The sequence below is a fragment of the Candidatus Limimorpha avicola genome, from assembly GCF_056978975.1.
The window spans coordinates 154,004-168,509 of record NZ_DBMCYK010000003.1; the positions used below are offsets into that span (position 1 = coordinate 154,004).

The 14,506-nt window shown below is 37.1% G+C and carries 11 protein-coding genes, 1 tRNA gene and 1 other RNA gene; 7 read left to right on the forward strand and 6 right to left on the reverse strand.

Annotated elements, in window-relative coordinates; translation table 11 throughout:
- Positions 1 to 24 precede the first annotated feature (24 nt).
- The 3 genes from ACZOVS_RS02710 to ACZOVS_RS02720 all read right to left on the reverse strand — a co-directional run bounded on the left by ACZOVS_RS02710 (position 25) and on the right by ACZOVS_RS02720 (position 3,805).
- Entirely contained in the window at positions 25 to 1,854 is a 1,830-nt protein-coding gene (locus ACZOVS_RS02710; RefSeq protein WP_483995701.1) for an ABC transporter ATP-binding protein, read from the reverse strand.
- Between the two features lie 10 nt (positions 1,855 to 1,864).
- Complete coding sequence (gene purB, locus ACZOVS_RS02715) at positions 1,865 to 3,211, reverse strand: adenylosuccinate lyase (protein WP_483995702.1); 1,347 nt, start codon at positions 3,209 to 3,211, stop codon at positions 1,865 to 1,867.
- Between the two features lie 147 nt (positions 3,212 to 3,358).
- A complete protein-coding gene (locus ACZOVS_RS02720) occupies positions 3,359 to 3,805 on the reverse strand; it encodes a hypothetical protein (protein WP_483995703.1) in 447 nt (148 codons plus the stop codon).
- Between the two features lie 317 nt (positions 3,806 to 4,122).
- Here ACZOVS_RS02720 and lpdA point away from each other — a divergent pair, with 317 nt between their 5' ends.
- The 4 genes from lpdA (at position 4,123) to uvrA (ending at position 9,988) form a co-directional block, all read left to right on the forward strand.
- Complete coding sequence (gene lpdA, locus ACZOVS_RS02725; protein ID WP_483995704.1) at positions 4,123 to 5,514, forward strand: dihydrolipoyl dehydrogenase; 1,392 nt, start codon at positions 4,123 to 4,125, stop codon at positions 5,512 to 5,514.
- A gap of 70 nt (positions 5,515 to 5,584) precedes the next feature.
- Entirely contained in the window at positions 5,585 to 6,130 is a 546-nt protein-coding gene (gene rfbC / locus ACZOVS_RS02730; RefSeq protein WP_483995705.1) for a dTDP-4-dehydrorhamnose 3,5-epimerase, read from the forward strand.
- 1 nt (position 6,131) lies between these two features.
- Complete coding sequence (locus ACZOVS_RS02735; protein ID WP_483995706.1) at positions 6,132 to 7,142, forward strand: lytic transglycosylase domain-containing protein; 1,011 nt, start codon at positions 6,132 to 6,134, stop codon at positions 7,140 to 7,142.
- Between the two features lie 8 nt (positions 7,143 to 7,150).
- Positions 7,151 to 9,988: an excinuclease ABC subunit UvrA gene (gene uvrA, locus ACZOVS_RS02740; RefSeq protein WP_483995707.1), complete on the forward strand. Its 2,838-nt coding sequence runs from the start codon at positions 7,151 to 7,153 to the stop codon at positions 9,986 to 9,988.
- An 82-nt stretch (positions 9,989 to 10,070) separates the two neighbouring features.
- Here uvrA and ACZOVS_RS02745 read toward each other — a convergent pair whose 3' ends face one another.
- The 3 genes from ACZOVS_RS02745 to ACZOVS_RS02755 all read right to left on the reverse strand — a co-directional run bounded on the left by ACZOVS_RS02745 (position 10,071) and on the right by ACZOVS_RS02755 (position 11,896).
- Positions 10,071 to 10,775 (reverse strand): SIMPL domain-containing protein, encoded by a 705-nt coding sequence (locus ACZOVS_RS02745; RefSeq protein ID WP_483995708.1) that lies wholly within the window; start codon positions 10,773 to 10,775, stop codon positions 10,071 to 10,073.
- Between the two features lie 394 nt (positions 10,776 to 11,169).
- Positions 11,170 to 11,569, reverse strand: a transfer-messenger RNA (tmRNA) gene (gene ssrA / locus ACZOVS_RS02750).
- A gap of 254 nt (positions 11,570 to 11,823) precedes the next feature.
- A tRNA-Gly gene (locus ACZOVS_RS02755) sits at positions 11,824 to 11,896 on the reverse strand.
- A 149-nt stretch (positions 11,897 to 12,045) separates the two neighbouring features.
- Between ACZOVS_RS02755 and ACZOVS_RS02760 the strand changes: the two genes are divergently transcribed.
- Genes ACZOVS_RS02760 through ACZOVS_RS02770 form a run of 3 tightly spaced genes read left to right on the forward strand, consistent with a single transcriptional unit; the run spans position 12,046 to position 14,358 of the window.
- Complete coding sequence (locus ACZOVS_RS02760) at positions 12,046 to 12,753, forward strand: LOG family protein (RefSeq protein WP_483995709.1); 708 nt, start codon at positions 12,046 to 12,048, stop codon at positions 12,751 to 12,753.
- A complete protein-coding gene (locus tag ACZOVS_RS02765; protein WP_483995710.1) occupies positions 12,753 to 13,220 on the forward strand; it encodes an aspartyl protease family protein in 468 nt (155 codons plus the stop codon). Before ACZOVS_RS02760 ends, ACZOVS_RS02765 begins: the two co-directional genes overlap by 1 nt.
- Entirely contained in the window at positions 13,195 to 14,358 is a 1,164-nt protein-coding gene (locus tag ACZOVS_RS02770) for a sigma-54-dependent transcriptional regulator (RefSeq protein ID WP_483995711.1), read from the forward strand. Before ACZOVS_RS02765 ends, ACZOVS_RS02770 begins: the two co-directional genes overlap by 26 nt.
- Positions 14,359 to 14,506: the final 148 nt, after the last annotated feature.

Sequence of the window (14,506 nt, forward strand, 5' to 3'; positions counted from 1 at the left end):
AAACAAACACCCTTTAAATTCATATTAATTAAACGATTGTAAATCCGTAAGTTTTTTATAAACTCCTCCTTTAGTTATCAATTCTTCATGTTTGCCTCGTTCCACTATGATGCCTTTAGAAATAACTATTATCTCGTCAGCATTTTGAATTGTGGACAATCTGTGGGCTATTACAATAGAAGTTCTGCTATTCATCACTTTGGAAAGAGCCTCCTGTACAAGGCGTTCCGATTCAGTATCAAGAGACGAAGTCGCCTCATCGAGAATCATTATTGGAGGATTCTTCAAGACAGCTCTTGCAATGCTGAGCCTCTGCCGCTGACCTCCGGAAAGATTCATACCCCGGTCGCCTATATAAGTATCGTAGCCATTTTCCATCTCCATAATAAAATCGTGAGCATTAGCCACTTTAGCCGCCTCAATGACCGCTTCACGTGATGCATGTTCCATACCAAAAGCTATATTATTGAAAACTGTATCATTAAATAAAATACTCTCCTGAGAAACAACGCCAAACTGACCACGAAGATCCTCTATCCTATAATCTCTTATATCAACACCATCAAGTTTGATAACTCCACCGGAGACATCATAAAAACGTGGCAACAGATCCACCAAAGTAGATTTTCCCCCGCCACTCTCTCCCACCAAAGCTATCATTTTCCCCTTTTCCACAGTGATATTGATATTTTTCAAGACATCATCTTTGCCATAGCGGAAACTAACATTATCATACTGTATGGATTTTTCAAATGATTTCAATGGCAAAGCATTAGGTTTCTCAACAATAATCTCTTCAGCATCAAGTATCTCAAAGATACGATCTGCAGAAGCCATACCTTTCTGCAAACAATAAAAACTCTGTGAAAAAGACTTTGCCGGAGATATTATCTGCGAAAAAACAACAATATAAGCTATAAAATTAGCAGCTGTTATAGTGGAATTGCCATTTAAAATCAAAGTAGAGCCAAACCACAGCACCACTGCTATGATAACAGAAGAAAGGAACTCACTCATTGGAGAACTGAGATCCCTTTTCCTATAGACGAATTTCAATAAACGTGAATAATTGTTATTCTGTTCATCAAATTTCTCATCTGAATATTTGATGGCATTGAAAGCCTTGATGATACGCAATCCAGAAAGTGTTTCTTCTATGGTAGCGAGCATGCCGGCAAATAGAGTCATACCTTCTTTTGAATCTTTTTTCAATGACTTGCCTATCTTACCTATTATAATACCGCCTATCGGCAAAATCACTAAAACAAAAAGTGTAAGTTTCCAACTTACGCCAAGCATATACAGAAAATATGCTATTATTGTAAGTGGTGATTTGATAAATACATCGAGATAATTCATTATCGACACTTCTATCTCCTGCACATCCGTAGTTATCCTTGCAATTATATCGCCTTTTTTTCTCTTCCCATAAAATGAAAGAGGTAAAATAAGCAATTTGGCATAAATGTCGCGACGAATATCTTTTATTGACCCCACACGTACCGATGCCATATAAAACAATGCCATATATGTAGTAAGATTGCGCAGGAAAAATGCCAAAACGAGCAACACACAAATAAATATCAAAGCCACTGCCTGGCCATTTTCAATGATAATCAGACTGATATAATAATTCATCAAACCGAGCAAAGCATCGGAATTAATAGAAAACTCAGGTTTTACGAGTAATAGATTGGAAGGATTGAACAACAAGTTGAGAAATGGAACTATCATAGAGAACGAAAACAATGAAAACACTATTGCCAACAAGTTGAACAACAAATTCATTGTAACGCTAAACCAATATGGTTTAACATATTTGAGGATTCTTTTGAAATTGGTGTTGCGTTTCATCTAACAAACATTAGTAATTAAAACCGGTATAATTTTCAGGCGTAATACTATGCATTTCTGTCTTAACAGAGTCACTTACAGGAAGTTCGTCAATAAAATCATCAATAGATTCTTTTGTTACTTTCGTATTGGTACGAGTTAATTTCTTAAGTAATTCATACGCACCTTCCACCTGTTCTCGACGCAAGATTGTCTGTATGGCTTCTGCCACCACAGCATAATTATTATGCAAGTCTTCATTAAGTTTAGGTTCATTAAGTATCAGTTTATCAAGACCTTTCATCAAAGATGAAAATGCTATCAATGAATGTGCGACCGGCACTCCAATATTACGTGTCACTGTTGAGTCTGTCAAGTCTCGTTGCAGACGACTTACAGGCAATTTACGACTCAAATGTTCGAATATAGCATTTGCCATACCGAGATTACCTTCGGCGTTTTCAAAATCTATCGGGTTCACTTTATGAGGCATAGCCGACGACCCCACCTCTCCTGCTTTTATTTTTTGTTTAAAATAATCCATCGAGATATACAGCCAGATGTCGCGAGACAAATCTATGAGTATAGTATTGACACGTTTCATGGCATCGAAATAGGCAGCCATCATGTCATAGTGTTCGATTTGTGTAGTAGTATTTTGTCTTTTCAATCCCAAATGCGCCACGAAATCATTAGCAAAATCTTTCCATGATATTGAAGGATAAGCCACTTTATGAGCATTCATATTACCCGTTGCTCCGCCGAATTTTGCTGTAAAAGGAATATCATCAAGCATATCCAACTGAGCTGCAAGACGTTCTACAAATACGAAAATCTCTTTTCCAAGATGCGTTGGACTTGCAGGCTGACCATGAGTATGAGCCAACATCGGCACCTCACGCCATTCTTCAGCAAGAGCATTTAGTTTATTGACAAGCGACAACAAAGTTGGCCAAATGACTTCCTTTTGAGATTTCTTAATACAATAAGGTACTGCCACATTATTAATATCCTGTGAAGTGAGACCAAAATGAATAAACTCTTTATACGATGTCAGATTCAATTTGTCGAAACGTCGTTTTAAAAAATATTCTACCGCCTTAACATCATGATTGGTTTCCTTCTCAATATCTTTAATCTCTTGAGCATCATCAAGTTGAAATTCTTCATAAATCATACGTAGAGCAGAGAACTTATCATGTTCAAAATCTTTCAATTGTGGCAATGGCAATTCGCATAAAGCAATAAAATATTCAACTTCCACCATCACTCTACTTTTAATAAGAGCGAACTCTGAGAAATAGTTGTCAAGTTTCTCAACTTTTGAACGATATCTGCCGTCTATTGGAGAGATAGCAGTCAATTGGGATAAAGTCATTTTTGTCGATTTAATTTATCGCAAAAATACAAAATATAAATGAAAACAAAAGTAAAGACAAAAAAAATACAAATTTTCAACGAAACAACATTTCCCCCAAAAACAGTTAATATAATAATAAAATAATTATAAAAAATATTTCCAATATTAATTGCATAAATCAGAGAAAAAGAGTGTATTTAAAGATTTGTTTTCAGGAATAATATCATACACATAGCAATCAAACGGCAACGTATTAGTTACAATAAAAATAATATTATTTTCTTTTCCATATAACACAAATGTATTATATGCATAACACCATTGCAATGTATATGTTAATATTTTAACATTATGGTAATATACAGTCAATTGCAGCTCATCCAAGTGGGATAACATTTCACATTGCAGTATTTTTGATTTCTTTTTTCCATTATCATATACTGCAACAAAGAGAATATCAGCTTTAGACCCGTAACACATTGATATATAAAAGAATATATCAACAACACCACATTCATTCCAAGATAACGGGAATGCGGCGGCATACCATTTTCCCGAAAAGCCTGCACACAGCAATGGCTTCAACGGATTTTTTTCAAAATCTTTAATCATAATTCAAAAAATAAAGGGAACATGATGCCAATGGCATCACAAATTTGATTTATCACTGCAAAGGTATCTATAATATAAATGTGTCAAGTTTTTTTTTCAAAAAAACTACATTTTTGCATAATTTTTAACATATTAAATAAATCATACCTTTAAAAAGTAATGTTTCATTAACATTTTTAACAAAAAAAATCAAAATATATGGCATATAGATAAATTTCTTAAAAAAGATAGAGCGATAATTTGACATACCAATTTTATTTTGTAATTTCGCACTCTAAATACATAAAAAGAATAGCAAAAATTAAACAAGTGATTTTATGAAGTACGATGTTATTGTAATAGGCAGTGGACCGGGAGGATACGTTGCAGCCATCAGAGCTTCACAATTAGGGAAAAAAGTTGCCGTTGTCGAGAAGGCAGAAATTGGAGGAATATGTTTGAATTGGGGTTGTATCCCGACTAAAGCATTATTAAAAAGTGCACAGGTTTATACATATATACAACATGCCGAAAATTACGGAATCACTATTGAAGGCACAGTAAAAGCCGACATGGAAGCCGTAGTTAAAAGAAGTCGTAGTGTAGCAGAAGGGATGAGCAAAGGAATACAGTATCTTTTTAAAAAGAACAACGTTGAGATAATTAACGGATTCGGCTCGCTGACAGCAGAGAAAAAAGTCAAAGTCGTCGATTCCGACGGTAATATTTCAGAACACGAAGCAGACCACATCATTCTTGCCACCGGTGCAAGAGTGAAAGAACTTCCCAATTTGCCAATAGACGGAAAAAAGATAATAGGATATCGCCAGGCACTTGTACTCGACAAATTACCTGAGACCATGTTGGTAGTAGGCTCCGGTGCAATAGGTTCAGAACTCGCTTTCTTCTTTACCTCCATGGGTGTGAAAGTAACTTTGGTAGAATTCATGCCGAACATATTGCCAATAGAAGATGAGGAAGTCTCCAAACTGGTAGAACGTTGCTTCAAAAAACTAAAAATGACAGTAATGACAGACTCATCAGTCACTAACGTTGACACATCGGGAGAAAAATGCATTTGTACCGTTAGCACCAAGAAAGGCGATAAAATCGTTGAAGCCGATATCGTATTGTCAGCTGTCGGAGTACAAACCAACCTCGATGGTCTTGGTCTTGAAAATATCGGCATCAGCAATGAAAAAGGTAAAATCAATGTAGATGAATATTACAGGACCAATGTAGAAGGCATTTATGCTATTGGAGACATAGTGCACGGACCGGCATTAGCGCACAAAGCATCGCACGAAGCAATCATCTGTGTGGAAAAGATATGCGGATTAGAACCTAAACCTATGAATTATAACAACATACCCGGATGTACTTATATTACTCCCGAAGTAGCGTCGGTAGGACTTACAGAAGCAAAGGCTTTAGCTGCCGGATATCAAATCAAAGTAGGGAAATTCCCATTCACTGCTTCCGGAAAGGCGAGTGCCGCAGGTAACAAAGACGGATTCATAAAAGTTATTTTCAATGCTGAAAACGGACAATGGCTCGGTTGTCACATGGTTGGAGACAACGTTACCGAGATGGTGGCGACAGCAGTATTGGCACGCGAGTTGGGGGCTACCGGACGTGACATCATTGAAAACATTTTCCCTCATCCTACCATGTCCGAAGCTATCATGGAAGCTGCTGCCGCAGCATACGGAGAAGTAGTTCATCTATAATTATTTTGTGAAATACATATAAGTGTCGTCACGAAAAACGTGACGACCTTTTTAGTCAAATAAACATAATATGAAAATAGACAAAACAGCTATTGAAGGTTTATTAATAATCACTCCTAAAATCTTTAAAGACGATAGAGGTTATTTTTTTGAATCTTATAACAAAAAGACATTCAATGAGATGGGACTGAACTTTAATTTTGTTCAAGACAACGAGTCATTTTCGTCAAAAGGGGTATTGAGAGGCTTGCATTTTCAAAAGCCCCCATATTCACAAGGAAAACTGATAAGAGTTGTAAAAGGCCGTGTTTTAGACGTAGCAGTTGACTTGCGCAAAAGTTCCAACACATTCGGGAAATGGCATTCTATCATCCTTGACGGAGAAACCAAACAAATGTTTTATATCCCGGTAGGTTTTGCTCATGGCTTTTTAACATTGGAAGACAATACCATATTCACATATAAATGCACCAATCTCTACTGTAAAGAGTCAGAGGGCAGCATAAGATGGAACGACCCCGACATCAATATCGATTGGGAATGTGTTAAACCTATTCTCTCTGATAAAGACAATACAGCTCCATTTTTAAAAGATATTGTAATTCCTTTTGAATGACATGGACACGAAAAACAAACTTCTTTTAATCTCAAAAATATCATTATGGGTCATTGCCATAACAGCAATAGTGATAAGTATCAGAGCAATACATATTGCAAAACAACGTCCCGTAACGTATGACCAAATAATGATACAAAGTCATGACATAGATTTTGCACCAGATATAACATTTGCCGGAGAGATTGTACCTATGGAAATGTTCAATATCAGAGAACGTTACGAACGTGAACTGCTGTCGAACTGTTATTTTCACAGCAACACCATGCTTCTTCTGAAACGTTCCACACGTTGGTTTCCTGTCATAGAACCCATCTTAAAACAATACAACATACCTGATGATTTCAAATACATCTGTCTTGTGGAGAGCGGACTTACCAACGCCATATCGCCAGCCGGAGCTGTAGGGTTCTGGCAGTTTATGCCTGCCACAGCAAAAGAAATGGGATTAACCATCAACAAAGAAGTCGATATGCGTTATAATGTTGAAGCTGAAACAATTGCTGCATGCAAATATTTTCTGAAGGCATACAAGAGATTCCGAAATTGGACTTTGGCAGCTGCATCTTTCAATATTGGTTCAACCAGACTCTCGAATCATATAAAAGAGCAGAAAACCAACTCATATTACGACTTGTTAATGGCAGAAGAAACGGAACGTTACATATTCAGAATACTCGCTTTAAAGACAATTTTTGAAAACCCAGAAAAATACGGTATTTTCGTAAGTGAGGAACTCTGCTACAAACCTTTTAAATACAAGACTGTAACAGTGACAAAAGATGTTGACAGCTGGGCTGACTTTGCCAAAGAACATGGAATAACATATAAATTGTTAAAAGTATTCAATCCTTGGCTCCGCTCAAAATCATTAAAAGTCCATAAAGGCGAAGTTTATGAAATAAAAATACCTACACCGCCTTTCAATCTTACTTACGATGATTATGAAGACATGTTAGGCAAACATAATATTGAAAAATACCGAGACAGCATCAACGACACAATCATTTAGTTATCGAAATGGATAAAAAGGATATTGCAGAGAATGAATTTTTAGAAGTTTTCGGGGCAAGAGAAAACAACCTTAAAAACATCGATTTACGTATTCCGCGTGATAAACTTGTAGTCATAACCGGATTGAGTGGCAGCGGTAAATCATCATTGACCTTTGAAACCATTTATGCGGAAGGACAAAGACGTTACATGGAGTCATTCTCCACATACGCAAGACAATTCGTTGGCAATATGAAACGTCCTGACGTTGATGACATTAAAGGTCTGAGTCCTGTCATTTCCATAGAACAAAAAACCATCAACAAAAATCCGAGATCAACGGTTGGAACTGTAACTGAGATATATGATTTTCTTCGTCTTCTTTATGCCAGAATAGCAGAACCTTATTCATACGTCACCGGAGAGAAAATGGTACGTTATTCTGAAGAACAAATTACCAAAATGATTTTAGATAGCTATAAAAGCAGAAAGATCAACATTCTGGCACCAGTAGTAAGAGGCAGGAAAGGGCATTACCGCGATTTGTTCGAACAGATAAGAAATCAAGGATTTCTCAAAGTGCGTATAGATGGTGAAGTTCGGGAACTCAGTATGGTAACACAAGTAAACAGATATCAAACCCATGATATAGAGATTGTTATCGATAGACTATTAGTTGACAACAATAAGGACAGACTTGGCAAATCCATAGAATTGGCATTCAAAAAAGGGAAAAACATGCTGATGGTATTAGATGAAGAGAAGAATGAGTTACGTTATTTCAGCAGGTTGCTGATGTGTCCAACATCCGGCATAGCCTATCAAGACCCGGAGCCTAACACCTTCTCTTTCAACTCACCGTATGGAGCTTGTCCCAAATGTAACGGACTCGGCAAGATAACTGCCATCGACATTAATAAAATAATTCCGGACCCGAACCTGTCAATAAAAAATGGTGGTATAGCTCCCATTGGCAGCTATAAAAACAATATGATATTCAAACAGATAGTTTCAATCTGTTCAAAATACGATTTCGATATCAATACTCCGTTAAAGGACATTCCCGAGAAGGCTTTAGATACCATTTTATATGGCAGTAACGATTATATCTCATTGGCAAATGATGATGTCGATACTCCATTTTCATATTTTACTACATTCGAAGGTATAATTAACGTTATTGAAAAACAAAACACTGATAATGCTCCTGCTGATATTGTACGATGGGCAACAAGTTTCATGAACGAAGAGACATGTCCCGAGTGCAGCGGACAACGTCTGAAGAAAGAATCGCTGTATTTCAGAATAAACGGCAAAAACATTGCCGAAGTGGCATCATTAGACGTATTAGAATTGTCGGAATGGATAGACGACCTTCCAAATCATTTGAATGATAAACAAAATGAGATTGCAAAAAGCATACTTTCTGAAATAAGTAAAAGATTACATTTTCTCCTTAATGTAGGTATAGACTATCTCAACATGAATTGTCCGTCAAAGACATTATCTGGAGGAGAAGCTCAACGTATAAGACTTGCCACGCAAATAGGCTCACAACTGACAGGCATATTGTACATTCTTGACGAACCGAGCATAGGACTGCACCAACGCGACAATCACAAGTTGATAGAATCATTGAAAGACTTACGTGACATAGGCAATTCCATTATTGTTGTAGAACATGACAAAGACACCATGATGGAATCGGATTATATAGTTGACATAGGACCGGGAGCGGGCTGTCACGGCGGAGAAGTCATCTTTCAAGGAACTCCTAAAGAAGCCATGAAAGGAAAGGGATTGACGTGTGATTATCTTAAAGGAAAGAGAAAAATAGAAATTCCGGAAAAGAGACGACAACCGCTTGATGGACAGCATATCACACTATACGGTGCAAGAGGCAACAATCTGAAGAATGTAAATCTGACAATACCGCTCGGCATCATGATATGTGTCACCGGGGTGTCAGGTTCTGGAAAATCATCTCTTATCAACGAGACTTTATATCCCATCCTCAGCAAGCACTTTTACAACTCGGTAAAAGAACCTCTACCTTACGACAGCATCACCGGACTGGAAAATATCAACAAAGTCATCGAGATTAATCAAGCTCCCATAGGACGAACTCCAAGGTCAAACCCTGCGACATATACCAAAGTTTTCGATGAGATACGCAAGTTATACAGCGAGTTACCGGAATCAAAGATACGCGGTTACAAGTCGGGAAGATTCTCTTTTAATGTTAAAGGAGGACGATGCGAGACATGCGGTGGTGCCGGATTGCGTGTAATAGAAATGAATTTCTTACCTGATGTGCATGTCTTATGCGAGACATGCCAAGGCAAACGATATAACAGAGAGACTTTGGAGGTTCGTTTCAAAGGAAAGTCAATCAACGACATATTAAATCTTACCATTGACGATGCTTTGGTTTTCTTTGAGAACTTCCCTTTGATAACTCAAAAGATAAAGACGTTGCAAGATGTCGGACTTGGATATCTGAAACTCGGACAGCCTTCAACGACATTGTCGGGAGGAGAAGCACAAAGAGTAAAACTTGCAGCCGAATTATCGAAACGCGATACAGGTAAAACACTGTATATTCTGGATGAACCTACAACAGGTCTCCATTTCGAAGATATCAAGGTTTTGATGAACGTTCTCGACAAACTTGTAGATAAAGGGAATACAGTATTAATCATAGAACACAACCTCGATGTCATAAAAATGGCTGATCATATAATAGACATGGGACCGGACAGCGGCATACGAGGTGGAGAAATAATATGCGAAGGCACCCCTGAAGAAATCGTCGCAAAAGGCATTGGATATACAGGGTATTATCTCAAAAATGCTTTGGAATAAGGTAATTATTATACTTGAAAATAATTTGCAGCAGAGATGATGCGAAAATTAATATCGCATCATCCAAATGCTTGCAATAATATCAATCTTCAAGAAAGTATGTCACATTTGTAACCACCCTGACGGTCTTTATATAAGGTGTATTATCATCTCGGTCAGAGATGGAGAATTGTCCTTGTGTAGCAGTTTTTATTTTACCGAGCTTGCTATTGGAGTCAAAGGCAAACTTCTCAGCAGCAGCACGAGCATTTTTTGTAGCTTCCTCTATCATCTGAGGTTTTATACTATTCAAATCAGAATATATAAAACTGACTTGGTCGGTATAAAAATCTCCGTTGGCTATGGCTACACCTTGTTTTATCAATTCGCCTTGACGGCTCATCAAATTTCTCACAAGATCGATATTGCTTGAAGATACCGTTATTGTTGACGTTACATTATACCTCATATTATAATCATTGTTTGAATAATAATCAGCTTCCCTATCTTGTACTCGCGGTGCATTTATGCTGATTTCAGACTCAGAAATACCATTGTCTTTCAGAAATCTCTCAACAATAATATTCTTGGCATTCACCTCATTATAGACAGCAATCAAATCATTGCCAACAACCTTGATGTTTATTGGCCAATACACACGGTCTGCTTTCACTTCCATCTCTGCCAATCCTTTGACATTGACTGTACGGACATCTTTGGAAACATGAGAAAGCCCCAACCAAATAAAAAATCCCATAATAGCCATTCCTAACATAAGGAACAATGCTTCACTTTTTAAATTTTTCATTTTCAATTATTTTAAGTTTGTTTTTATTATTACTTTTTTTCAACAAAAATAATTATTTCACCAATGTCATGACTATAAACCAACAAAAAACATATTGCATCCAGATAAAACTATTATCTCATAAACAAGTTTTCCAAACTGATTTATATACAATTCAAAAATATAACAAAAAATCAAGAATAATATTATAAGGAAAGATAAAAATAAGGAAATATACCTACTGAATATAAACTGACAACAAACAACATCAAAACCGACTTATTTCATAATCAAGACATTGTGCTATGACATTTACAAAAAACGATTCAAGACAAACATTGTAAAACAACACAGTGAAAACAATTTTACGAAAAAACATAAAAAAACGACCGCTAAAATTCAGCAGTCGTTTTAATTGTGGAGCTGGAGGGAGTCGAACCCTCGTCCAAACAAGGAACAACCATGCTTTCTACATGCTTATTCTGCCATTGGTTTTCGTGAAGAGCAAGGGGACAGACGCCCTAAGCCCGACCTTATCTTCTAATTTTTCGCGACATGAGCGAAGAAATCATGTTGCTATCCCAAAATTGCTGAGCACCTCGTTACCGGACCGGAATCGGGAACATCCATCCGCGAGATGTCTCGTTCCCCCACCTTGTGAGAGAATTAAGCTACATCTACTGTACTTCGATTAAGCAGCGAGAGCGTAATTGTATTCGCCAATTAATTTTTTGCAGTCAAGATTTGCGAGCGTCACTGCGAGGCTCGACATGCTTACATGACCATTCTACAAGCTGTCAAAACCAGTCAACCCCTTCAAAGAACTTTTGTTCTGCAAAATTACTACATCATAGTGTTTTTGTCAAGTGTTATTTTTATAGTTTTTCTGTAAATTATAAAAACAGAAATCATCAAATAAACTTTAATTATGCCAAATAATCAAAATACATATTTATTTTCAACAAATAAACTACGTCTAAAACAACCATCACCAATAATACATTATTATACAGTAACAGGACCTTACATATTAATAAAACTGTTGAAATATTTCATTTTAAGAAAAGAGAGCGGATAACGGGGCTCGAACCCGCGACCTAAAGCTTGGGAAGCTTTCGCTCTGCCAACTGAGCTACATCCGCTTTTCGATGCAAAATTACATAAAATTTCATTACATCATAACATAAAAGCAAATTTTTCTATCTTAAAATTGTAATCAAAACCATCATATGTCATTTTTTATACTGACAATTTATTAAAAATAATTATTTTTGTAACCAAAATAAAACACATGGAAAATACTGAAGAACAAATAAGAGAAGCCTTTCAGGAAAAAAACTGGAATGAAATAAAAACACACGATTCCTGGTCTGTATTTAAGACAATGGCTGAATTTGTCAATGGATATGAGACATTGGCTAAAATAGGACCTTGCGTTGCCATATTCGGGTCAGCACGATTATCACCAGAGAACAAATATTACAAGATGGCGGAGGAGACTGCATATCTACTTGTAAAAAAAGGCTTCGGTATCATCACCGGAGGAGGTCCCGGCATTATGGAAGCCGGAAACAAAGGAGCTCATTTCGGAGGTGGGAAAAGCGTAGGTCTGAATATCATCTTGCCTAACGAGCAAAAGGCAAACCAATTCATTGACCAGGACAAATCATTGGACTTCAACTATTTCTTTGTAAGAAAAACCATGTTCATGCGTTATTCGCAAGGTTACATAGCATTTCCCGGGGGATTCGGAACCCTCGATGAAGTATCGGAAGCCATAACGCTAATTCAGACCAACAAACTCATCTCCTTCCCTATCGTATTAGTAGGCAAAGACTTTTGGGATGGTCTCGTAAATTGGTTTAAAAAAGAACTCCTCTCAAACCAACTTATTTCGGAAAATGACTTGAATATCTTTCATGTAGTTGATACTGTTGAAGATGCAGTAAAAATAATAGAAAACTTCTATAACAAATATGCTTTAAAACCGAATTTTTAATGCGTAGATACACCGAGATACCTTTTGACGTCTTACCTATTGATAACGATGGTTATCATATAATGATAAAAGGTAAGATCAATGATAAAGATGCAAACTTTATCATTGATACCGGGGCTTCACAGACTGTTTTCGATAAGACAACCATCAACGATTTTGCCGAACCTACACCGGTAAAGCATAAAAAAGGTGTTTCTGCAAGTGTAGGAGCGTCCGACATAAACATAACATTGTCGGTAATAGGGAAAATTTCGTTTAATAATTTTAATTTATTTGATTATCAAGGCATTATCATTGACCTGTCACACATCAACGACTCATATCGAAAGTTCAATCTGCCGGTGATACATGCAATAATAGGCGGTGATATTTTAAAATGTTATGATGCCGTAATAAATTACAGATTAAAAAAGTTAAGATTAACACCAAAGAAGAAACCAGATGCCTCGCATTCTAATAATAGATGATGAGCCTGCCATAAGACGGGTTCTGCGCGATATTCTTGAAAATGAAGGATACATTGTTGAAGATGCCGCATCAGGCATAGAAGCATTGCCCATCATCAAAGAACAGGAATTCGATGCTATTTTTTGTGACATCAAAATGCCACAGATGGACGGCATTGAAGTTCTTGAAAACATTAAACAAAATTCCGACACTCCGGTCATCATGATTTCCGGACACGGCACCATAGAGACAGCAGTGGAAGCCATAAAAAAAGGTGCTTTCGACTATATCTCCAAGCCGCCGGATCTCAACAGGCTACTTATCACATTACGTAACGCACTTGACAAATCCAAACTCATGACAGAGACCAAGGCTCTTAAAAAGGTTGTCAGGAAACAATATGAAATGATAGGTGAATCGGCTCCTATGATTGAAGTTCGCGAAATGATTGAAAAGGTCGCTCCCACCTCAGCTCGAGTTCTCATCGAAGGTGAAAACGGCACCGGCAAAGAACTCGTAGCCAGACAGTTGCATGAGTTAAGCAACAGATCATACAATCCTTTCATTGAAGTCAATTGTGCAGCCATCCCTTCAGAACTTATTGAAAGTCAATTATTCGGACATGAAAAAGGGTCTTTCACTTCTGCAGTGAAGATGAGAAAGGGAGATTTTGAACTTGCCAATGGAGGTACTTTGTTCCTCGATGAAATTGGTGACATGAGTCTGTCGGCACAGGCAAAAGTGTTACGTGCTTTGCAGGAAAACAAAATAACACGCGTCGGCAGTGAAAAAGACATACCCGTTGATGTGAGAGTCATTGCTGCAACCAACAAAAATCTTAAAGAAGAAATAGAGAAAGGCAACTTCAGAGAAGATTTATACCACAGACTCAGCGTCATTATCATCATGGTGCCTCCATTAAGAGACAGAAAAGACGACATACCCTTGCTTGTTGACGCCTTTGTCAAACGTATATCCGAAGACATGGGAAAACCTGCCCCTGTTTTTAAGGAAGAAGCTGTTGCAGAACTGCAGAATTACAGATGGACAGGAAACATAAGAGAGTTGCAGAATGTGGTGGAAAGACTCGTGATATTATGCGGAAACACTATCACGGAAGATGACGTAAAGAAATACGCACAACCACTTGTAAAATAAAACATCTCTATACATTTGAACACTCCATTGTAACAATAAAATCCCGATGACAACAACATACATCATCGGAGTTTTATTATTGTATGTCATTTAAAACCATGATTGTCAAGCCACACCATTTTTTCTTTAAAAAAATGTCTTTTTTATT

Bases quoted from the DNA above. Each gene is read 5' to 3' on its own strand.
- ACZOVS_RS02710 (WP_483995701.1), bottom strand. From the start codon at position 1,854: ATGAAACGCAACACCAATTTCAAAAGAATCCTCAAATATGTTAAACCA.
- purB (WP_483995702.1), bottom strand. From the start codon at position 3,211: ATGACTTTATCCCAATTGACTGCTATCTCTCCAATAGACGGCAGATAT.
- ACZOVS_RS02720 (WP_483995703.1), bottom strand. From the start codon at position 3,805: ATGATTAAAGATTTTGAAAAAAATCCGTTGAAGCCATTGCTGTGTGCA.
- lpdA (WP_483995704.1), top strand. From the start codon at position 4,123: ATGAAGTACGATGTTATTGTAATAGGCAGTGGACCGGGAGGATACGTT.
- rfbC (WP_483995705.1), top strand. From the start codon at position 5,585: ATGAAAATAGACAAAACAGCTATTGAAGGTTTATTAATAATCACTCCT.
- ACZOVS_RS02735 (WP_483995706.1), top strand. From the start codon at position 6,132: ATGGACACGAAAAACAAACTTCTTTTAATCTCAAAAATATCATTATGG.
- uvrA (WP_483995707.1), top strand. From the start codon at position 7,151: ATGGATAAAAAGGATATTGCAGAGAATGAATTTTTAGAAGTTTTCGGG.
- ACZOVS_RS02745 (WP_483995708.1), bottom strand. From the start codon at position 10,775: ATGAAAAATTTAAAAAGTGAAGCATTGTTCCTTATGTTAGGAATGGCT.
- ACZOVS_RS02760 (WP_483995709.1), top strand. From the start codon at position 12,046: ATGGAAAATACTGAAGAACAAATAAGAGAAGCCTTTCAGGAAAAAAAC.
- ACZOVS_RS02765 (WP_483995710.1), top strand. From the start codon at position 12,753: ATGCGTAGATACACCGAGATACCTTTTGACGTCTTACCTATTGATAAC.
- ACZOVS_RS02770 (WP_483995711.1), top strand. From the start codon at position 13,195: ATGCCTCGCATTCTAATAATAGATGATGAGCCTGCCATAAGACGGGTT.